Source organism: Mycolicibacterium iranicum, from assembly GCF_002101705.1.
Lineage (GTDB): Bacteria > Actinomycetota > Actinomycetes > Mycobacteriales > Mycobacteriaceae > Mycobacterium > Mycobacterium iranicum.
In genome coordinates, this window is record NZ_LQPC01000065.1 from 44,029 (window position 1) to 65,600 (window position 21,572).

Annotated in this window: 16 protein-coding genes; 7 read left to right on the plus strand and 9 right to left on the minus strand. The window is 67.1% G+C overall.

The genetic code is table 11. From position 1 onward, the window contains the following. Position 1: 1 nt before the first annotated feature. From AWC12_RS27425 to AWC12_RS27445, 5 genes are all read right to left on the minus strand, one after another. On the minus strand, positions 2–313 hold the full coding sequence (locus tag AWC12_RS27425; protein WP_024448873.1) for a PE family protein: 312 nt from the start codon (positions 311–313) through the stop codon (positions 2–4). Then, a complete protein-coding gene (gene eccCa, locus AWC12_RS27430; protein WP_085178115.1) occupies positions 313–4,347 on the minus strand; it encodes a type VII secretion protein EccCa in 4,035 nt (1,344 codons plus the stop codon). Before eccCa ends, AWC12_RS27425 begins: the two co-directional genes overlap by 1 nt. Further along, complete coding sequence (gene eccB, locus AWC12_RS27435) at positions 4,344–5,873, minus strand: type VII secretion protein EccB (RefSeq protein WP_024448875.1); 1,530 nt, start codon at positions 5,871–5,873, stop codon at positions 4,344–4,346. The genes eccCa and eccB overlap by 4 nt, the downstream gene beginning before the upstream one ends. Next, positions 5,870–7,702, minus strand: a complete 1,833-nt coding sequence (gene eccA, locus AWC12_RS27440) for a type VII secretion AAA-ATPase EccA (RefSeq protein WP_081660140.1) — start codon at positions 7,700–7,702, stop codon at positions 5,870–5,872. The genes eccB and eccA overlap by 4 nt, the downstream gene beginning before the upstream one ends. A 160-nt stretch (positions 7,703–7,862) precedes the next feature. Beyond that, positions 7,863–8,729 (minus strand): oxygenase MpaB family protein, encoded by an 867-nt coding sequence (locus AWC12_RS27445; protein WP_024448877.1) that lies wholly within the window; start codon positions 8,727–8,729, stop codon positions 7,863–7,865. A gap of 99 nt (positions 8,730–8,828) precedes the next feature. On the opposite strand from AWC12_RS27445, the gene AWC12_RS27450 reads away from it, so the two are divergent. After that, positions 8,829–9,458, plus strand: a complete 630-nt coding sequence (locus tag AWC12_RS27450) for a TetR/AcrR family transcriptional regulator (protein ID WP_024448878.1) — start codon at positions 8,829–8,831, stop codon at positions 9,456–9,458. On the opposite strand, the gene AWC12_RS27455 is transcribed toward AWC12_RS27450, so the two are convergent. Then, on the minus strand, positions 9,455–10,024 hold the full coding sequence (locus AWC12_RS27455; RefSeq protein ID WP_024448879.1) for a VOC family protein: 570 nt from the start codon (positions 10,022–10,024) through the stop codon (positions 9,455–9,457). The two genes, AWC12_RS27450 and AWC12_RS27455, sit on opposite strands and share 4 nt — an antisense overlap. 128 nt (positions 10,025–10,152) lie before the next feature. Here AWC12_RS27455 and AWC12_RS27460 point away from each other — a divergent pair, with 128 nt between their 5' ends. Genes AWC12_RS27460 through AWC12_RS27470 form a run of 3 tightly spaced genes read left to right on the plus strand, consistent with a single transcriptional unit; the run spans position 10,153 to position 14,487 of the window. Continuing rightward, positions 10,153–11,289: an alpha/beta hydrolase gene (locus AWC12_RS27460; RefSeq protein ID WP_024448880.1), complete on the plus strand. Its 1,137-nt coding sequence runs from the start codon at positions 10,153–10,155 to the stop codon at positions 11,287–11,289. After that, entirely contained in the window at positions 11,286–12,233 is a 948-nt protein-coding gene (locus AWC12_RS27465) for a 2-hydroxyacid dehydrogenase (protein WP_085178230.1), read from the plus strand. Before AWC12_RS27460 ends, AWC12_RS27465 begins: the two co-directional genes overlap by 4 nt. Before the next feature lie 55 nt (positions 12,234–12,288). Then, positions 12,289–14,487, plus strand: coding sequence for an acyl-CoA dehydrogenase family protein (locus AWC12_RS27470; protein WP_085178116.1), 2,199 nt, complete (start codon positions 12,289–12,291; stop codon positions 14,485–14,487). A 12-nt stretch (positions 14,488–14,499) separates the two neighbouring features. Here AWC12_RS27470 and AWC12_RS27475 read toward each other — a convergent pair whose 3' ends face one another. Continuing rightward, positions 14,500–15,606 (minus strand): GGDEF domain-containing protein, encoded by a 1,107-nt coding sequence (locus AWC12_RS27475; protein WP_085178117.1) that lies wholly within the window; start codon positions 15,604–15,606, stop codon positions 14,500–14,502. 271 nt (positions 15,607–15,877) lie between these two features. On the opposite strand from AWC12_RS27475, the gene AWC12_RS27480 reads away from it, so the two are divergent. Next, complete coding sequence (locus tag AWC12_RS27480; protein ID WP_024448884.1) at positions 15,878–16,207, plus strand: hypothetical protein; 330 nt, start codon at positions 15,878–15,880, stop codon at positions 16,205–16,207. A gap of 79 nt (positions 16,208–16,286) precedes the next feature. Beyond that, the gene (locus tag AWC12_RS27485) at positions 16,287–17,549 is read left to right on the plus strand and encodes an FAD-dependent oxidoreductase (RefSeq protein ID WP_085178118.1); all 1,263 of its coding nucleotides are present in this window, start codon (positions 16,287–16,289) and stop codon (positions 17,547–17,549) included. A gap of 13 nt (positions 17,550–17,562) precedes the next feature. On the opposite strand, the gene AWC12_RS27490 is transcribed toward AWC12_RS27485, so the two are convergent. Next, positions 17,563–18,342: an SDR family NAD(P)-dependent oxidoreductase gene (locus AWC12_RS27490; protein WP_024448886.1), complete on the minus strand. Its 780-nt coding sequence runs from the start codon at positions 18,340–18,342 to the stop codon at positions 17,563–17,565. A 105-nt stretch (positions 18,343–18,447) separates the two neighbouring features. Continuing rightward, positions 18,448–20,145, minus strand: coding sequence for a long-chain-fatty-acid--CoA ligase FadD2 (fadD2, locus tag AWC12_RS27495; RefSeq protein ID WP_085178119.1), 1,698 nt, complete (start codon positions 20,143–20,145; stop codon positions 18,448–18,450). 55 nt (positions 20,146–20,200) lie between these two features. Here fadD2 and AWC12_RS27500 point away from each other — a divergent pair, with 55 nt between their 5' ends. Beyond that, entirely contained in the window at positions 20,201–21,439 is a 1,239-nt protein-coding gene (locus AWC12_RS27500; protein WP_085178231.1) for a DNA polymerase domain-containing protein, read from the plus strand. The last annotated feature ends 133 nt before the right edge of the window (positions 21,440–21,572 follow it).

Below are 21,572 nucleotides of genomic sequence, written 5' to 3' on the forward strand. Positions count from 1 at the left end.
GTTAGACCCCGCGTGCGATCAGGTAGGTCGACGCGGCCATCGCGTCGCCGCTGGCGTAGCTCGCGGCGGATTCGCCGACGCCGAGCCCGGAACGGCCGAGTTCCTGGACGCCTTGGGCGGCCACCGCCTGGTGCTGGGAACCGTTGGCGCTGAAACCGGTTGCGGTCTGCAGTGACACCGCGTCGGCGGCCGGTGGCAGGACGGCGGTCACCGCAGGAGCGGCTGCCGCGTGGGCGGCGGCCATCTTCGCGGTGAGCGCTTCCACGGCGGCGCTGGCCGCCGTCAGACCTTCGGGAACTACTCGCAGGGTCATCAGCTGTATTCCTTTCCGCTGGGTCCGGATTGTGCGGTCACGCCTTCGGTGGCGAGGGGGTTGACGAGTTGGACGAAGGCGGGAGTGTCCGTGTCGTCGAGCAGCATGGCCCGGCCTGCAGGCAGTCTGCTGAACCGGTGGCCACGAATCTTGCCGCTGTCCTGCGGATTTCCCGACAGCAGCAGCGTCGTCGCCTGCAGGTCGTTGAGGCGCCGCAGCAGCGGTGCCGTCATGACGGCGTGCGCCGAGCCGGCCGCGCGCGCGGTGACGATCACCCGCAGCCCGAGTTCGGACGCCTGTGCCAGCAGCCCGATCACCGACGTCCACGGCCGTTGTCCGGCGAACGGGCCGCTCATCGCGGGACCGTCGGGGATCTGGTCGACGTCGTCGATGATCAGGTAGTGCAGGTGGTTGCCCGCGCCATCTCCGTTGCCGTTGCCATTACTGCCGCCGTTGCGGTACGTCCACCCGCTGAGTTCCTGCGGAGTCAGACCCGCGGGCGGACGGCGCTTCTCAAGTAGCGAGGACAGGCCCAGCATCGCGGGCAGGATCCGGTCGATGTTGGGGGTGTACTCGTTGTCGGGGAAGATCGGCTCGTCCACCAGCTGCAGGCGCCGGTCGATCACCGTGAACGCGACCTGGTCGGGACGCGAGTTCTCCCGGATGGTGCGGATCAGGTGACGCAGCAGCGTCGTCTTACCGGTCTTGGTGTCGCCCAACACCATCATCAGCGGATTGTCGGCGAAGTCGACCGCGACGGGCGCGAGGTCCTCTTCGCGCTGGCCGATGACCACGTGTTCGGGCGCCGGGTACAGCGAGCCGAGCGCCCGCGGGGTGAGGTTGGTCGGAAGGAGCCGGACCGGCGGTGCACTCTGCCCGGGGTACCGGGCGTTGAGCGCCGGAATCGAATCCAGTGCGGGACGGGCGAACAGGAAGTGCTCGGCATCCATCGTGAGGCCGCGGCCCGGCTGGTCGGCCGGAACACCGTCGGCGGGCCGGCGCAGCGCACCTGAGTCCGCGGGCCGGCGAAGCGCACCAGTGACGCGCACGTTGCTGTCGTGAGCGTCGTGCAGTCGCAGCTCCAGTCGCAACCCGAGACCGTCGCGCATCGCCAGCGGCACCTCGAGCCAGTTCGGGGTCGTGATGACGACGTGGATGCCGTAGGACATTCCGGTATTCGCCAGCTCGGTCACCCTGGCCAGCAGCGGGTTCCGCGTGTTGAAAGTGTCGGTGTTGTCCCGGCTGAACGCGTACAGGTTGTCGACGATCAGGAAGACCTCACCGTAGCCGTCCTCATAGGCGTTGCCGCTGCTTGCGGTGGCCGCTCCGTGGCGCTGGCGGGCACGGAGCAGTTGTTCGAGTTCGCCGAAGGTTCGTCTGATGCGGTCGGGCTCCAGCGGTGAGGCGACACTGCCGACTTGTGCGAGACCGTCGAGCGCACGCAACTGGCCGCCGCCGTAGTCGAGGCAATAGAAGGTGACGTCGCCGGGAGCGTGCAGGGCGGCTGCCGACAGCACGAAAGTCTGCAGTGCCGTGGACTTTCCGGACTTCGGTCCGCCGTGGATGACCATGTTGGCGGCTGCTGACGTCGCATCGAAGATCAGCGGGTCGCGGCGCATGTCAAAGGGCCGGTCGATCTCACCGAGCGGCCAGCGCCACTGGCGGGGGGAGACGCCGGAGCGCTCGAGCACCTTGTGCAGCGGGATGGCCTCGTCGAGCGGCTGCAGCCACAGTCGGGGTGCACGGGGCCCGTACTGGGCGAGCTGGTCGCCAATCGTGGCGATCAGCTTGCGGGGCGGCAGCACCTCGACATCGGCTCCGTCGTCGACGATGACGGTGTCGGGTTCGGGGTCAACCCAGCCGGCGTTGAACAGCTGCGGCTTCGGAATCGCGTGCACCACAATTGACTTGTCAACGCGAGGCGGCTCGTAGATGCCGTCGACATAGGTGCTGCGGAACTTGAGCGGAAGCGCGCCTGGCGCGGGGACCAGGAAGCCGACGCCTTTGTGGTCGCGGCCCGATTCGATGTGATAGGCGTCCTCGACCCCGATGATCTGGCGGGAGACGCTGGGGCTCGCGACCTTGAGCCCAATCCGGTACGACGTGTTCTTGTCGATGTCCTTGATCCGGCCGACGTCGAGCGTCTGGGACGCGAACAGGATGTGGATGCGGAACGAGCGGCCCTTGCGCGCGACGTAGTCGAACAGGTCGGCGTACTCGGGGTGGTCGGCCAGCATCAGGGTGAACTCGTCGGCGACCACCAGCAGGGTCGGGATCGGCGGCAGGTCGTGACCTTCTGCGATCGCGTTCTCGTACTCGGTGACCGAGTTGAACGCGCTGCCCTGCACGCGCCGACCGCTCTCCTTGAGCAGCTGTTCGCGGCGAGCGACCTCACCGCGCAGGGTGTCGGCGAATCGATCGGCCAGCGAACGCTTTTCGGCCATGTTCGAGATGACGGCGACCACCTGCGGAAAGTTCCTGAAGATGTCGGCGCCCGCCTCGCCCTTGAAGTCGGCGTAGATGACGATCAGCCGGTCGGCGGAATGGGTTGTCAGCAACGACAGCAGGATCGACATCAGCGTCTGCGACTTGCCAGAGCCCGTCATACCGATCATCAGGCCGTGGGGGCCCATGCCGCCTTCGGCTTCGTCCTTGAGGTCGAAGATCAGCGGCTCGCCGGTCGACGTGACGCCGATGGGAACCCGCAGTTCGTCGTCGCGGTTTCGTGGTGCCCACAGCGCGGCCACGTCGAGCGCGGACGCGTCGGGGATGCCCAGCAGCGTGGTGAACGTCGCCCCGCTGGTCGTCGTCGACCGGCCGTGGCTCGGATTGGAGTCCCACCGCGACAACCGGCGCGCGATGTGGCGGGCGTCGGCGGACCCGAGCCGATCCGCTTTGTCGATGTAGGCGGCCCAGCTCCCGTTCTGCCAGCGCTCGATTCGGCCACCTGCGACGCGCAGGATCGGCCGCTCCGGATCCGCATACTGTTCGCGGTGCGGTTCGCGCGTCGAGCGGTGGATCAACGTCACACCGGCCACGCCGCGGCCGACGAAGTCGTCGGGATCGGCGTCGGGGTCGTCGACGACGATGAGCAGGTGCTTGGCACTGGCCGCGCCGTCACCGGAGAAGGCGCCGCGCTCGGCAAGAGCCGGCGCGAGCATGCTGCGCAGCTCCGCCGCGTCGGAGGCCAGGTAGCGCGCCGGACCGACACCGTCGACACGCCCCGGCACGTCGACGTGCGGCAGCCACTTGAGCCACGACCACGAGTTGGACTCCAGCCCCGCTCCTGCATAGGCGATTCCGAGAACGGACGGGTCGTGCCACGTCATCGCCTGAGCGATCCACGCGCGCAGCGCCCCGGTGACCTCGCTGTCGTCGCCGAGCAGCGTCACCCGCGACACCCTTGTCAGGTCGATGCCCGACGGGGCGTTGTGCAGGACGCGCTGGGTGTCGAGCAGGCCGCGGAGCGTCGTGTGCGACACGGGCTCCAGGTCGACCTCGTCGGCGGTGTCCTTCACCCGCAGGGTGGCGTCGAGCGGCTGATCGTGCAGACCTGCCCGCAGCACCAGGAAGTCGGCGTCGTGCGGATCGCGTTCCCACTGCCTGCGGGTGCCCGGAATACTCATCAGCACAGCCGGTTCGGGATGTGACCACTCGAGTGCGGCACGCTGCTCGTCCGCGTGGGCACGGACGTTGTCGCGGACGACGGACAGGTACCGCAGGTAGTCGGCGCGTTCGGCGTCGACCTCCTCGGTGCGCATCTTGTTGTCAGTGCCCCGGTAGAGGGCGGTGGCCGCCAGCAGCAGCACGAACGGGAAGAACAATGTGGTCGGCGAGATCAGCCGCAGGCCTGTCGCGACGAGCGCGACGATCATCCCGACGATCAGGATGACGATGAGGTATGGCAGCGCGCGCCGCAGCAGTGACGGTGGAACGACCCGCGGCAGTTCGGGCGGCGGTTCGATCGTGATGGTGCCCTTGCGAACCACCGGGGCGGGAACCCGCCTACGGTGTTCAAAGATCAGCCTGCTCATGGGTTCTCCAACCGAGTGAGTTGCTCCACGCGGGCCGGCGCGGGGTTGGGCGCCAGCGTGTCGTGGGCCAGCAGTGCGTCGCTACGCGACAGTGTCGGACCTGCCGCGAACTGGGAGAGCACCGACCACGGAATGGGCAGCGGAGTAGAGGTCAGGCCGAGATCCTCGACCGCCTCGCCTGAGTCGATGCCATAGCGAACGCCGGTGTCACTCACCCAGAACAGCGAACCGCTGCTTTCGACGAAGTAGCCGGTGCCGGGAGGCAAGGCCACCTGGTTGGCGGGTCCGCCGGCGGCGCCCGCACTGACGAGACCGACCGGACGCAGGCCGTCCGGGATCGGAAGAGTGGCGCCCGACAGCAGGTTCAGCGAACTGTTCTGCGCACCTTCGGGTTTGGCCCACGCGGCGCAGATGACCGGATCGGCTGCGGTGTCGACGAGGGTCACGCGCTCCGCGGGATAGGCACCGGTGTCTATGGCTGCGGCCTGCGGCGTCCGTGCGATGACGTCGGCCTCCAGCCGTGGCGGCTGCGCCAGACCCCAGGAGTTGTTGTTGCGCAGGATGGCGGCGACGACCGGCGAGATGGGCTGCAGACCGTCCATCAGCACGACGTAGTGCCTCAGGGTGTCGGCCGAGCCGTCGGTGTCGTAGGCGACGACTACCGAGCCCACCGGGAACGGTTCGGGCAGGCCGAGATCCGAGGGCAGGCCCGCGCCGACGATCGCCGGGGTGACGAGCGCCGGCGATTCAGGGATCGCGTTGAACAGCCCGGAGGCGATGGGTTGTGGTGCAGCGGCGTCCACACCGATACCGACGCCACTGGTGACGGCGCGATCGGCGAGGTCGATGGCACTGCGTTTGCCGTTCCACAGCAACCAGGTCCTGCCCGCGTTCTCGGCCAGTACCGCGTACCCGGGCGGCAGCGCCGTTGCACGCTCGCCGTCTTCTGCGGGCGGGCCCGCGACGACCGTGACGCCGGTGACGCTGCCGGTGGCCGCGTCGCACACCGTCCAGTACGCGTCTCGGCTTGCGTTGGCGACCATGCGCTCCGGTGCCCCCGGGATACCGAGCATGTTGCCGCGCGGGAACTGGTCGAGCTCGCCGCTCTTGACCATGGCGGGGTTGTCGGCCCTACCGGTGATCAGCCGCGCCGAGGTCAGGTTCAGCACGGGGTGCAGTTGATTACCCAACCGGACATACAGGGCGGCCGTATCGCGATCGGCGAGAATCGAATCGATGCCCGCGTCACCGGCGGGCCGGATCAGCGAGAACAGGAAGCAGCCGATCAGCCCGGTCACCAGGATCAGCGCCCCGACGATCACGGAACGCGATTGGGTGCGCAGCGGGTCGACCAGCATTCGGGTGTCGTGCAGCGCGACGCCGGAAGCGATGCGGCGCATGACGAATCGCCAGCCGGTGACCTGGTGCCGGGTGACGAAGCCGCGCCGGTAGCCCACCCGCTCCGGGTTTTCATTGACCGGTGTGCGCGAAGTGAACGAACGCCGTTCGCCGTCGGGGCCGCTCATTGCGGCACCGACAGGCCGAGGCCGCGCAGCTGCGGCGCGACCGAGTTGCTGACATCAGCGGATGTGATGGTCATCAGTTCGTCGTCGGTGAAATCGTCGGAGTCCGAGTGATCCAGCCGGTATTCGCGTTCCTCCTCGGCCCGTTCGACGAGATTGCGCACGAAGCGGCCGTTGCCGGCGATGTCGAGGCTGCGACGCTCCACACCGTTGGCGTCCGGCGTCGAGGACGTCGCCAGATGGGCGAACAGGTTCTCCATGTCGATGCGGGCCGCGTCCTCGAAGCGTGAGTCCCGCTTTTCGGCCATGCGCGTGGCGATTTCGACAAGCTCCTTCGGCGAGTACGACGGGAAGTCAATGCTCCGGGTGAACCGGGATCGCAGGCCCTCGTTGGCGTCCAGGAACGCGTCGAGGTCCTTGCGGTAGCCGGCCACGATGACGACGAGTCGGTCGCGGTCGTTCTCCATGCGTGCCAGCAAGGTGTCGATCGCGACGAGGCCGAAATCGTTCTTGGCGCCCGTAGACACCAGCGCGTACGCCTCGTCCAGGAACAGCACGCCGTCGAGCGCGCTGTCGATGATGGCGTTCGTCTTGGCCTCGGTCTCACCGATGTGCTGACCGATCAGGTCGGCCCGGTGCACCTCGCGCACCGTCTCCTTTTTGAGAAGGCCCAGGCCGCAGTAGATCTTGGCGACGACGCGCGCGATCGTCGTCTTACCTGTGCCCGGGGGCCCGGCGAACACCAGGTGATTGGTGCGTTGCGCGACCGCCAGGCCACGCTCCTGGCGCTTGATCGCCATGGCCACAGAACTTTTCAGGCGCGCCACCTGATATTTGACTTCCTCGAGCCCGATGAACTCCGCGAGTTCGGCTTCGGCTTCGACGAGTAGGTGTGCCTTGCGGTCCTTGGCGCCAGGATCGACGAAGTCGGCCTCACCCGGTTCGGTTTCCGGGTCCCACGGATTGCTCCGCGCCTCGATGCGGGCGGCGGTCGTCGTCGGCATCCCGAAGCTGGTGTCCAACAGCGCTTCTTCGATCTGTCCGTTCTCCGGGTGCGCGGCGTAGAGCTCCTGGAGCAGCTGTTGGGCGTCCTCGTCTTCGCCTTGCGCGCGCAGCGCCAGCGCCTTGGCGAGTCCCCCGTCGACAGCGGCCACGGCGACCGGGCCTTCGGGACGCTCCAGGTGCGACAGCGCCGGGGCGAACATGCCCAGGCGCGCCAGGGCGATACCGAGCGTGATGCGGGCGGCATGCGCCGGCGTCTCGTCGAGGGTCTGATCGGTGACCAACGGGGTCAGCATCCGGACGACATCCGACCAGCGGGCCGTGCGGTAGTAGATCGCCACGCGGACCCAGCGGGCATCCAGCCAGTCACGGCGGCGATCGAGAAGAGCCCCGACAAGTTCGTCGGCCTCCTCGTGCCGGTGGGCCTCGGCCAGCCGGACCGCATACGCGAGGGCGAAATCGTCGGGGGTACTCGCCCGGAATTGCAGATACAGGCCGCTGTCGTACGTGAAGCCCAACGCGCCGGGCGCAAGCTCGATCTGGCGCTGTAGCACGCCCGCAGTCGCCGTCGACGTTTGCCAGATGGCCTCGACGACCTGCGGCGACACGTCGCCGGACGCGGCGCGACCAATCCACGCGTCGCACTGATCGTTGGCGATACGAGACAGCGCGGCGAAGCCCGAGCGCGCGGCGGCCAGATCCGCCGGCCGCCTGCGATCGTGCACAGCAAGTCCGAGCGCGCGGCAGCAGGTGGCGAAGCGGCTGACCACGTCCTGATCGACGCGACCGGAGGCGGGCGGGGCCGCGACGGTATGACTACCAATGTCCATGAACTCTGTGTCGCGGGACGGGTCATCCGCCCAGTTCTGGACGCCCGCCCCCCGCCGTCTCCCTTGCGTGGCTTAAGTATGGCTAAGCTAACTTCGCGCTGAAGTTAGCATCACACGGGCAAGGTGTCGAGACGCACGGCTAAAGGGGGACAGGGCCCGGTCACACCAACGGCCGGCCGGTGCGCATGCGCCAATCCAGGTCCTTGAGCAGCACGTTGAAGGGAAACTCGCGAACAAATCGCGGTGAGACGCGGTTGAGCACACGCAGCACCGTCATCAGCCTGTCGAAGCGCCGCTGCCTCTCCGGATCCCACGGCAGCCGCATCTCATCGCGGAAGCGCTGGGGAAGGAAACCGGTGGTGATCAGCAGTGCCAGGTTCTCCGAGCGCCGTTGCAGCAATTTCGGCAACGTCACCCCGCGCAGCCGGGACGCCGCGATCGGGAGGAGGAACTCACGCACGGTGTCGTCGATGTGAACGTCGTCGAGCGCGGCCGCCCAGTATCGATCGAATGCCGCACGATCGGTGGGCCACATGCCCTCGGGAACCTGCAACATCGTCGCCAACGCCCGGCCTTGCAGGTAGAGCCGGTCTGCGGTCCGCTCGTCCATCTCGCCCACGAAGACGCGGTGCACGTCGACGACGCCTTTATAGAGGCACGCTCCGACCCACAGTTGCAGGTTCTTGTCGAAGGCGTGGTAGCTGACCGGGCTTTCCTCGGTGGAGAACACCTGCGCGTGCGCGCGGTTGACCGCACGCCGGAACGCGGCCTGTTGCTCTGCCGTGCCGTTCGTGGACACCGCGAGGTAGGTGAACGTGGTGCGGGCCCGCTTGACGGGGTGTCGGTCGATGCGGCCGCTCTCGACCCGGCTCTCCAGCACGCCGTACCCGACGCCCGGGCGCGCCAGCTGCATGATCACGTTGGCGGGGCCGGCGAGGAGGCCGAGGCCCAGCATCCCCTCATCCGCGCGCGCCGCGCGCCGCGGCCGGCTGCCGACAGCTGCGTCGACCGATTCGTCCAGCGTCATCGGGTAGGGCTCCTCTCGGCGACGGTGCCGTGTTCCCGCGTCCCAAATGTGCGAACGCGCGTTTCCTGATATTGCTCCGGTGTCCGGCCAGGTGTCAATATGGAGGGCATGGCCCAGGTACGCCCTTATCGCGGGGTGGAGGCTCCGCAGCGCGTCGCCGATCGTCGGCGGCGGCTACTGGAAGCCGGCCTGGATCTACTCGGCGGCAACCCGAGCCCCGCCGACCTCACTGTGCGGGCCATCTGCGCCAAATCAGGTTTGGCGGCCCGCTATTTCTACGAAAGCTTCTCCGACAAGGACGTGTTCGTGGGCGCCGTCTTCGACTGGGTCGTCGGCGACATCGCCGCCACCACCCAGGCGGCCATGGCCGCCGCGCCCGCCCGGGAACAGAGCCGGGAAGGCATGGCCAACATCGTGCGCACCATCTCCGGAGACATCCGGGTCGGGCGCTTGCTGTTCAGCGCACACCTCGACAACCCCGTGGTGGTGCGGAAGCGGGCGGAATCCGGCGCGCTGTTCGCGCTGCTGTCTGGTCAGCACGCAGGCTCTGCGCTGCAGCTTGAGCACAACGAGCGGATCAAGGCCTCCGGGCATTTCGTGGTGGGAGGCGTGACGCAGACGTTGAGCGCGTGGCTGTCCGGCGACCTCGACTTCACACCCGCCCAGCTAGCCACCCAGCTCGGCGCGCTCATCGATCAGCTCGGAAAGCCCGACCTCTACCGCGACTAGACCCGGACGCGGCGGTCGGCCGCCGTCCGCGGTGTCGCCTTGGTGTCCCTCTCGCCGAATTCTTTGGTCCAACAGGCGAATTCCAAGGTGATTCCGTCGGGATCCAGGAAATAGAACGACCGCACATACACGCCGGGATGCACGGTCGCCGAGACCTGCGCGTCGCTGTCGTCGTGGTTGAGGATCGGCCCGACCCTGACGCCTTTGTCCTTGAGTCGCTGCCGATATTCGTCGAACTTCTCGGCAGGCACGTGGAAGGCAAGGTGGTTCATGGTGCTGACCGCGCTGACGATGTCACCGATGCCGGGGATGGCTTCCGGCGACGAGATGCCGGGGACGCGATCCGGCGCATCCGCGAACCAGAAGAACGCGACGCAGTCCCCGTTACCCGCGTCGAAGAAGAAGTGCTGCCCCATGCCTCCGGGCAGGTCGAGCGACTTGATGAGCGGCATGCCCAGCACGTTGCTGTAGAAGTCGACTGTCCTGGCCATGTCCGAACACACCAGCGCGACATGGTTGATGCCGCCCAACTCGAATTCGGTGTTGGTGTTCTGCGGCTTGATCATCATCGCGCCTTCCTGAAAGACCAAAAGTCTGGCCACGGAGCAGAAACTGAATCTAACATCAGGTCCAGTTTCGGAACGGCAAGACGACACCTTCTACCGGACCACTACCACCGGGAGACCGGACACCTATGAGCCGCACCCCGGCCCCCCAAGCACCCGGCGTCACCAGGGAATTCGTTGGCCTCGACTCGACCACGGCGCGGCGCGCAGGCTCGGGAGGACACCCCTGTCAGGGCCTCTACCACCGCGGCATGGGACGCAAGCCTAAGGTCGCGATGATCGCCACGCACTATCAGATCGATTTCTCCGAGCACTATCTCGCCGACTACATGGCCACCCGCGGAATCGGTTTCCTCGGCTGGAACACCCGGTTCCGCGGATTCGAGAGCAGTTTCCTGCTCGACCACGCCCTCGTCGACATCGGTGTCGGGGTTCGCTGGCTGCGCGAGGTGCAGGGGATCGAAACCGTGATCCTGCTGGGCAATTCAGGAGGCGGGTCCCTGATGGCCGCCTATCAGGCCAACGCCGTCGACAAGCACGTCACCCCGTTGGAGGGGATGCGGCCCGCCGCCGGGCTCGATGATCTGCCACCCGCTGACGGTTACGTTGCCAGCGCCGCGCACCCCGGTCGCCCCGACGTGCTCACCGCCTGGATGGACGCCTCGGTGATTGACGAATACGACGCTGTGGCAACCGATCCGGATCTCGACCTGTTCAACGAACGCAATGGTCCTGCCTACGACGCGGACTTCGTCAAGCGCTACCGCGCCGCGCAGATCGCGCGCAACGAGGCGATCACCGACTGGGCCGAGGACGAACTGCTGCGGGTGCGCGCCGCCGGATTCTCCGACCGACCGTTCACCGTGATGCGGACATGGGCGGATCCCCGCATGGTCGACCCGGCGCTGGAACCGACGAAGCGCCCCGCCAACATGTGCTACGCGGGTGTCCCTGCCAAAGCCAATCGATCGACCCACGGCATTGCGGCGGCGTGCACGCTGCGCAACTGGCTGGGAATGTGGAGCCTGCGGCACGCACAGACGCGGGCCGAGCCGCACCTGGCGCGTATCGGCTGCCCCGCGCTGGTGATCAACGCCGAGCAGGACACCGGTGTGTTCCCGTCCGACGCGCAACGCATCTACGACGCACTCGGCAGCGAGGACAAGACGTTGCATTCCATGGACACCGACCACTACTTCACGACGCCGGGATCGCGGTCGGAGAAGGCGGATACGATCGCCAAGTGGATCGCCCGCCGCTGGTGACCGTCCTCGCCCACTTCGTTCCGGGCGAAAAGGTCACTGAATTCCTTGCCCCGCAAACGGATTGGCTCGACGTCCGGTACTGCGCCGAAGACGACGACGACACGTTCTACCGGGAGCTGCCTCACGCCGACGTGATCTGGCATGTGCTGCGGCCCATCTCGGCGGAGGACCTGGCCAAGGCGGTCAACGTGCGGCTCGTCCACAAACTCGGCGCAGGGGTGAACACCATTGACGTCGACGCCGCGACCGCGCGCGGCATCGCCGTGGCGAACATGCCCGGCGCGAACGCGCCGTCGGTGGCCGAGGGCACTCTGCTGCTGATGCTGGCCGCACTGCGCACGCTGCCCGAGCTGGACCGCGCCACCCGCGCCGGTGAAGGCTGGCCGTCCGACCCCACGCTCGGTGAGACGGTCCGTGACATCGGCGGCTGCACCGTCGGCCTCGTCGGCTACGGCAACATCGCCAAACAGGTCGAGCGCATCCTGGTGGCCATCGGCGCCGACGTGCTCCACACCAGCACCCGCGACGACGCCGAGCCCGGATGGCGCGAGTTGCCTGCGTTGCTGGCCGAGAGCGACATCGTCTCCCTGCATCTGCCGCTCACCGACGCGACCCGCGGACTCATCGGACGTGACGCGCTGGCGCTGATGAAGTCCGATGCGATCCTGGTCAACACCTCCCGCGGTCCGATCGTTGACGAGGAGGCGCTGGTCGACGCGCTGCAGTCCGGCGGCCTCGCCGCAGCGGGCCTCGACGTGTTCTCGGTCGAACCGGTCCCCGCCGACAATCCGCTCCTCACCCTCGGAAACGTCGTGCTGACGCCGCACGTCACCTGGTACACCGCCGACACGATGCGCCGCTACCTGGAGCTCGCTCTCGATAATTGCGAACGCCTTCGTGACGGACGCGACCTGGTGAACGTGGTGAACCAGGTCGCGGGGTAACCTCGTTCCCAACCAACCGGTTGGGGCCGGTCACGACGAGGTGAAAGGTGTAGCCATGCCTATTGCGATCCTTGAAGAGCACAACGACCTCGCCGACTCCGTGCGGGCGTTCGTGGAACGGGTCGCTCCGTCCGAGGTGCTTCACGAGGCACTCGAGACACCGATCCCCAATCCCCCGTCCTACTGGAAGTCAGCCTCTGAGCAGGGCCTGCAGGGCGTTCACCTCGCGGAATCGGTGGGAGGGCAGGGATTCGGCATCCTCGAGCTCGCGATCGTGGTCGCCGAGTTCGGCTACGGCGCAGTTCCCGGGCCTTTTGTTCCGTCGGCCATCGCGAGTGCGCTGATCGCCGCCAATGACCCCAACGCCGCCATCCTCAGCGATCTGGCGTCCGGCGACCTCATCGCCGCATACGCCCTCGAATCCGGCCTGACGGCGACCCGGCAGGGTGACAACCTGGTCATCCGGGGCGAAGCCCGTGCCGTTCCCGCCGCCGCGCAGGCGGCCGTCCTCGTCCTGCCGGTGTCGATCGAGTCCGGCGAGGAGTGGGTCGTCCTCGACGCCGCCCAGCTGGAGATCGAGCCCGTACAGAGCGTCGACCCGCTGCGCCCGGTCGCCCACGTGCGCGCCAACGCAGTCGAAGTCGGCCCAGAAGCAGTGCGGGACCGGGTGCTCGGCAACCTCAGCCGCGCTCATGCGCGCGCGCTGATGTCCACGCTGCTGTCGGCAGAGGCGATCGGCGTCGCGCGCTGGGCGACCGACACCGCGGCGGCGTACGCGAAGATCCGCGAACAGTTCGGTCGCCCGATCGGCCAGTTCCAGGCCATCAAGCACAAGTGCGCCAACATGATCGCCGAGACCGAGCGGGCGACCGCCGCCGTGTGGGATGCCGCGCGCGCGATCGACGAGGCCGACGAGAACCCGGCCAGCGCCTACGAGTTCGCCGCTGCGGTGGCCGCCACGCTGGCTCCCGCCGCCGCACAGCACTGCACGCAGGACTGCATCCAGGTCCACGGCGGTATCGGCTTCACCTGGGAACACGACACCAACGTCTACTACCGCCGTGCGCTGGTGCTCGCAGCGTGCTTCGGCCGCGCATCGGACTACCCGCAGCGGGTCGTCGACATCGCCACCTCGACGGGGATGCGCGAGCTCAACATCGACCTCGACCCGGAAACCGAGAAGCTGCGCGACGAGATTCGCGCCGAGGTGGCTGCGCTCAAGGAGATCCCGCGGGAGGAACGCAACGCTGTGATCGCCGAGGGTGGGTGGGTGCAGCCTCACCTCCCGGTGCCGTGGGGACGAGCGTCGAACCCGATCGAGCAGATCATCATCGCCCAGGAGTTCTCGACCGGGCGGGTCAAGCGTCCCGCCATGGGTATCGCCGCATGGATCATCCCGTCGATCGTCGCGTTCGGTACCGACGACCAGAAGGAGCGGTTCCTGCCGCCCACCTTCCGCGGCGAAATGATCTGGTGCCAGCTGTTTTCCGAGCCAGGCGCGGGTTCTGATCTGGCGAGCCTGACGACCAAGGCCACGAAAGTCGAAGGTGGCTGGCGGATCACCGGGCAGAAGATCTGGACGACGGGTGCGCAGTACTCGGAGTGGGGCGCCCTGCTTGCACGCACTGACGCCGGCGCTCCCAAGCATCAGGGCATCACCTACTTCCTGCTCGACATGAAGAGCGAGGGCGTGGAGGTCAAGCCGCTGCGGGAGCTGACCGGCAACGCGATGTTCAACACCGTGTTCATCGATGACGTCTTCGTCCCCGACGAGTTGGTGCTCGGCGAGGTCAACCGCGGCTGGGAGGTGAGCCGCAACACCCTGACCAACGAACGAGTTTCGATCGGCAGCAGCGAACCGCCGTTCCTGCCCAGCCTGAACAAGTTCGTCGAGTTCGTCGGCGAGGGCCACTTCGACCAGATCGCGCAGAACCACGCGGGCATCCTGATCGCCGAAGGACATGCGGCCAAGGTGCTCAACATGCGCTCCACGCTGCTGACGTTGGCCGGCGGCGACCCGATGCCCGCCGCGGCGATCTCGAAGCTGCTGTCCATGAAGACGGGGCAGGGCTATGCCGAGTTCGCGGTGGCCTCGTTCGGGACCGACGCAGTCGTCGGCGATCCCGAGCAGATCACCGGCCGCTGGGCGGACTACCTGCTGGCCAGCCGGTCCACCACGATCTACGGCGGTACGTCTGAAGTGCAGCTGAACATCATCGCCGAGCGGTTGCTGGGACTACCCCGCGATCCGTAGGCGTCAGGTCCCTCAACGCCATTCGGTGACCACCAGGTAGCGAATCTGGTTGCCGCCACTGCGTTTGGCTTCGTACATCGCCCGGTCGGCGTTGCGGTAGAGGGCGAACACGAAGTCCTCGAACTCCCGCGGCGAAACGTCGGTGATCTGCCCGATGGCGGCCCCGACACTGGCGGTGACCCGGTACGGCATCCGGTCGATGGCGTCGCAGACGTCCTGCGGCACCGGACCCGGGTTCTCAGTGTCGAGAAACTGCGCGATGAGAAACTCTTCGCCCCCGATCCGACCGACGAGGGTTCGGTCCGGCGATATCGTCCGCAGGATGTCGCCGACTGCCATCAGGGCTTTGTCACCGACGTCGTGACCGCTCGTGTCGTTGAGGTTCTTGAAGCGGTCGAGATCGATCATCGAGACGCTGAGGCACTCCTCACCTGGGCGTGTCGAGAGCAGCGCCACGCTGAGCCGCTGGAAGAGCGCTCGCCGATTCAGCAGACCGGTCAGTGGATCACGGTCTGAGTCCACCACGTCTGCGCCGAGGGTGTGTACGACGAATTGCATCCAGAAGGGCACCAGGGTGTTGATGACCTGTCCGAGCGCGAACACGGCCAGGGCGAGTAACGCGTCGCCTCCCCCTGTCACATAGCGGTAGGCCAGGAAGGCGCCGACGAGCGCGACGCCCGCGATGTGATACACCATCAGCCTGGAGGTATGGCAGCACGCGATGTAGCCGCCAGTCACCGCGAACGCGGTGACGCCCACCAGTCCGACCATCTCATTCGTCTGAACGAGACAGACGATGGCGATGCTCACATCCAGCACCACGACGAACGCGGCCGACTCGAATCGCGAGGGCCAGCAGACGAGCCACAGCATCGCACAGCCGATCCCGTTGGCGACCGCGGTCCATCCGAGGGCCGCCGCCAGCCCGCCGCGGGTCTCGGCCTGGCTCACGTTCAGCGCCACCGCCACGGCGATCAGCGACAGCGTGACGATGACGATCACCCCGCGCGACACATGCAGCAGACGCCGTGACTGCATGTACTCGTGGAACCAGTCGAAATGGTCGGCCTGCCGCCACCAGTTCCCGACGTGCACGCCCCACGAGCCACGTCTCAGCATCGGCAGATCGACCGAGACCTAGTGCAGGGACAGTGTGCGGGGTACGAATGTCCCGACGCCACCCCGCAGTCGCTGCACGCCACCGATCACGTCGAAGACTCTACGTCGAATGTGGCAGTCAGTGACCGGGCAATAAGCATTCGCCGAGGACACCGACAGGATGCCCGCGAGGGCAGCGGTTTCGGCGGAACAAAGGTGTATGAGGACGTAGGTGTGCGGGCGGGTCCCGTTCCGAGGCATGTATCCCGAAATCGGGGGAACCCGTCTGACGATGAGCAACGACCGAGATTTCGCCGAGAAGAGGCTGGACAAGCCGGGCGCATTCCGGGCTGCTGCGCTCTACGGCGTCGCCGTGGTGGCGTTGGCGGGCCTGGCGTTCGTGTTCTACGCGTTCGGGGCCCGCGAGTCGGTCTACGCGGCCTCGCTGGTTCCGCTGTTCCTGTTCCTCGGTGGTGCGGGTGCGCTTTTCCGCGCCTACCGAGTGTGGAGAGCCGGCGGCGGATGGGTCGCCTGGCAGGGCATCGCGTGGTTTCTGCTGCTGCTGATGCTGGTCGCACTCGCGATCCCCGGATCGGCCTTCATGGTCGACGGCGTCCGCTAGACCTTCGCCGCGCTTACCGATCTGTGACGTGCCCGGTCTCGCCGGGAGTTGCGCGCCGCTTACCGGGTATGACGGCTCTATGGCGGCCGAGCAACGGTACCCAGGTGCAGACTGTGACGTCCTTGTCGTCGGTGCCGGACTTGCGGGTTTGCGATGCGCCTCCGTCCTGCACGAGCGTGGCCTCGCTGTCACTGTCTGGGATGCCTCGGACGCGATCGGCGGCCGAGTCCGCACCGACGTCGTCGACGGATTCCGCTGCGATCGCGGCTTCCAGGTGTTGAACCCCGCATATCCGGAACTGCCGCGGGCCGTTGATGTTTCGTCGTTGCGCATCCAGCCCTTCGAAGCCGGTGTGGTTCTGCGCGATCAGACCCGGTCGCGGGTGTGGGCGCATCCGCTCCGTTCGCCGGGTCGGCTGCCCCGCATGGCGTTGACGTCGGGACTGGGTGTTCGAGAGCTGTGGGCGCTTGCGCGATGGGCCGGCCCGGCTCTGCGTGCTCACAGATTGACCGCGCCGACGCACGACGACTCGTTGTATGGAGCCCTGGAACGTGCCCGCGTGCACGGCCTCCCGCGCAGGGTTCTCGACCAGTTTCTCGCCGGCGTCGTCCTCGACGACAGGGGGATGACGTCGAACGCTTTCATCTTGTTGCTCGTCCGGATGTTCGCGCTGGGCGTTCCGGGCCTGCCCGCCGACGGCATGCGGGCGCTGCCGCAGGCGATCGCCGCGCCGATCACCGATCGAATCAGACTGCAGCGCAATGTAAGTCACATCAAGCGAGACGGAAGCGGCTGGACAGTCACCGACGGACACGACATCGTGCGGGCCCGCCACGTCGTGGTGGCCACCGACGCGCGCGCCGCGGAATCCCTGACCGGGGTTCCCGCCGCGCAGATGAAGGGCGTGGTCACCGACTGGTGGGCGGTCGACAGTCCCCTTCCCGGTCCGGCGATGCTGTGGGTCGACGCCCGAACCAAACCCTCTGGGCCGCTGGTCAACACGGCGGTCATCAGCAAAGCCGCGCCGACATACGCACCCGCCGGCCAACACCTCGTCGCCGCATCCGCTCTCCTGGGTCCCGGATCGGAACCGCCGTCGCATGCGGCCATGCAGTCGCACGCGGGCGACATCCTCGGCGCCGACACGTCGAGGTGGAACCTGATCACCCGACACGTCATCCCCGAGGCGTTGCCCGTGCAGCCACCCCCGCTGCGCGTCCGCCGGTCGGTCCGCGTCGACGACGGCCTCTGGGTGTGCGGGGACCACCGGGACACGGCCTCGATTCAGGGCGCTCTGGTCAGTGGCCGTCGGGTCGCCGAGGCCATCGCGGCCTCACCCTGATGCTGTCTGGGCGTCAGGGAAGGATCGCGTCGACGTAGCCGCCGTCGACACGCAGCGCGCCGCCCGTCGTCGCCGATGCCAGCGGCGACGCCAGGTAGGTGACCATGTTGGCGATTTCCTCGGGCTCGATCAGCCGCTGAATCAGCGACTGCGGCCGATGCAGCCGCATGAACTCGCGCTGCGCCTTCTCCCACGGGAGCGATTGATCGACCAGCTGATAGACGAACTCCTCGACGCCTGCGGTGTGCGTCGGTCCGGCGATCACCGAATTGACCGTGACCCCGGTGCCCGCCGCATCCTTGGCGAAGCCACGCGACAGCGCTAGCAGCGCCGTTTTCGAAACCCCGTAATGGATCATCTCCTCGGGCGTGACGATGGCCGAGTCGCTGGCGATCTGCAGCACTCTGCCCCAGTGCCGTTCCACCATGCCGGGCAGGTAATGGCGGATGAGCCGGGCGGCGGCGAGCACGTTGACCTCGAAGTAGGTGCGCCACTGCTCGTCGGTGATCTCGCGGGCCGGCACCGCACCGAAAATGCCGAGGTTGTTGACCAGAACGTCGACGTGCGGCAGCTCGCCGAACAGCGTCTCCGCACCATCGGCACTCGCCACGTCGGCGGCCACACCGACAGCGTCCCCGCCGATCTTCGCAACCGCCTCGTCGACGCGGTCGCGGCTGCGGCCGTTGACCACCACGCGGGCGCCGGTGGATGCGAGTCCCTGCGCGATCGCCAGGCCGATGCCTTGCGTGGAGCCCGTGACGAGAGCGGTCTTTCCGGTCAGATCGATGTTCACAGGTGAGAACTACCACCGCGAGACGTTCGATATTCCCGCGACGAGCGTGCGCGAAATGCCAGACCTGCGCGGCGCGTCGCCGAGCAGACGCGCGCGCTCGCGGTGCTAATCCGTCGGGAGGTCCATCTCGCGCAGCTCGCGCTTGAGGATCTTGCCCGTGGGGTTGCGGGGCAGTTCGTCGAGGAAGATCACCTCGCGCGGCACCTTGTAGCGGGCGAGGTTGTCGCGCACATAGGCCTTGATCGCGTCCTCGTCGATGGACGCGCCCTCGACTTTGACCACGAAGCAGCGCAGCCGGTGACCCCACTCCTTGTCCTCGACGCCCAGCGCCGTGGCCTCGACGACCTCGGGATGGCCGCTGACAAGGTCCTCGATCTCAGCGGGGAAGACGTTCTCGCCGCCGGAGACGATCATCTCGTCGTCACGGCCACTGACATAGAGCAGATCGTTCTCATCGAAGTAGCCGACATCGCCGGAAGAGAGCAGGCCGTCGATGATCTGCTTGCCGCCACCGCCGGTGTAGCCCTCGAACGGGAAGAAGTTGCCGACGAAGATGCGGCCGACCTGACCTTTGGGCACGTCGTTGCCGTTGTCGTCGAGGATCCTGACCTTCATTCCCTTGACGACGGGCCCGACGGTGGCCGGATTGATCGAAAGATGTTGCGGCCCAGCGATAGTCGCGAAGGCCACCTCTGTGGAGCCGTACAGGTTGTAGACGACCGGGCCGAGTTCCTTCAGCGCTCTGGTGGCCAGCTCGGCGCCGAGCTGGCTGCCCGAGACGAAGACGATGCGCAGCGACGACAGGTTGGGCTTGGGGGACGTCTTGTCGAGCTCGTCGAGCATCCGTGACAGCATCACCGGCACGACGACGATGGCGGTGGCCTCGTGCTTCTCGATGTCGGCCAACACCGTGGCCGGCTTGAACCGCCTGCGCAGCACCAGCGTCGAGCCCAGCATCATCGCGATGGTGCCGTGCAGGAACCCGAGCGCATGGAACATCGGTGCGGGCAGCGACGTCACCTCACCGGACTTGAACGGAACCGACGACAGCACCCCACCGATCGGTGCCAATGACGGCGGGGCACTGCGGTTGGCGCCCTTGGGGGTTCCGGTGGTGCCACTGGTCAGGATGATGATCGACGAATGCTTCGTCGCCTTCGGCGGCGGCATGGCGCTGGTGCGGGCGATGAGTTCTTCGAGGGTTTCGTCGGTGCTTCCCGACGGCTCCTCCTTGTCCGGGTTGACGCCGAGCGCGCGCAGCTTGCCCAGTTGGGGATCGGCCTGGGCGACGGCGGCGGTGTACTCGTCGTCGTAGATGATCAGCTCGGCGCCCTCCCGCTCGGACACCTCTTTGATCTGGGGGCCGGAGAACTCGCTGTTGAGCAGGATGATGCGGGCGCCGATCTTGGCCGTGGCGTAGACCGACACCAGGAACCACCGGTGGTTGCGAGCGAGGATCGCGACACCGTCGCCGCCCTTGACGCCCTTGGCCAGCAGTCCATTGGCCACCGCATTGACCGCGTCGTCGAGTTCTTTGAACGTGAACTCGCCGAAGTCATCGATGACGGCGTTGCGGTTCGGGTAGCGACGCGCGTTGAGGGCCGGGATCATCCCGATCTCACCCCAGCGCCGCATGTCGGCGACGAACGCGGCGATGTCTTGCGGCGGCTCCAGTTTCAGCGCACCCGCCTCGAACATCTTGCGGGCGTAATGCAGCTCAGCCGAACCGCGCTCGAGGTATTTCCCGAGCGACTGACCGACGGTAGTGAGCGCCTGCAACGGAAGATCGCTGAGCTTGGACATGCGTCAACCTTATGTGACGGCGGTCGCAGTCCGGCTTGGAACCTACGATGAGGAAATGCCCGCTCACGAGAATTTCGAGATCGGCGGGCAGCTGGTGCCCATCACCAATCCCGGCAAGGTGGTGTTCGGGGATCTCGGGCTGACCAAGCTGGATTTGATGCATTACTACGCCGCGGTCGCCGACGGAGCGCTGCGCGGCGTGCAGGACCGACCGATGATCCTCAAACGGTTCGTCAAGGGCATCGGCGAGGAGGCCGTCTTCCAGAAGCGCGCCCCGGAGAAGCGCCCGGATTTCGTCGATGTGGCGGAGTTGAAGTACGCGCGAGGCACGTCGGCCAAGGAGGCGGTCCTGCACAACCCCGCCGGCCTGATCTGGGCGGTGAACCTCGGTTGCGTCGACCTCAACCCGCATCCTGTGCGCGCCGACGACCTCGACCACCCCGACGAGCTCCGCGTCGATCTCGACCCGATGCCCGGGGTGGGGTGGCGGCAGATCCTCGACGTCGCGTTCGTCGCGCGTGAAGTGCTCGAAGAGCATGGGCTGGTGGCCTGGCCCAAGACCTCCGGGTCGCGCGGCTTCCACATCTATGCGCGCATCCATCGGCGGTGGCCGTTCAAACAGGTCCGGCTGGCGGCCGAGACGGTCGCGCGCGAGGTGGAACGTCGGGCCCCCGAGTCGGCCACGGCGCGGTGGTGGAAGGAGGAACGGCACGGCGTCTTCGTCGACTTCAACCAGAACGCCAAGGACCGCACGGTCGCGTCGGCCTATTCGGTGCGCGCCACCCCTGACGCGAGGGTGTCGACGCCACTGTTCTGGGACGAGGTCGCCGAATGCAAGCCCGAGGCGTTCACTGTCGCGACCGTGCCGCAGCGGTTCGCCGACCACGGTGATCCGTGGGAAGGCATGGACGACACCGCGGGCGGTCTGGAGTCCCTTCTCGACCTCGCGGAGAGTCTCGGCCCCGCCGAGAAAGCGCCCAAGGGCGCCAACCGATCTGTCGACGGGCGCCGCGCATCGGTGATGCCACTCATCGAGATCGCGCGGACGAAGACCAAGGACGAGGCGCTGACCGCGTTGACTCAGTGGCGCGAGAAGTATCCGTCGGCGTCCGAAAACCTGGAGCCCGCAGACGTTCTCATGGACGGTATGCGAGGACCGAGCTCGATCTGGTACCGGATCAGGATCAACCTGCAGCATGTCGCCGAGGAGCACCGTCCGCCCCAGGAGGAGCTTCTCGCCGACTACAACCCGTGGGTCGGTTATTCGGGTGCCCAACAGCTTCGCCGGGACTAAGTTACCGACGAGTTTGCTACACGAGCCGTCTCAGGTTCTTACCGAACAATTAGTCGTTACTGCCAGCGGCCTTAAATTGCCTCACTACCTTGATGGTTGTGTCGCTCACCAACGAGCCCACAACCAACGAGAT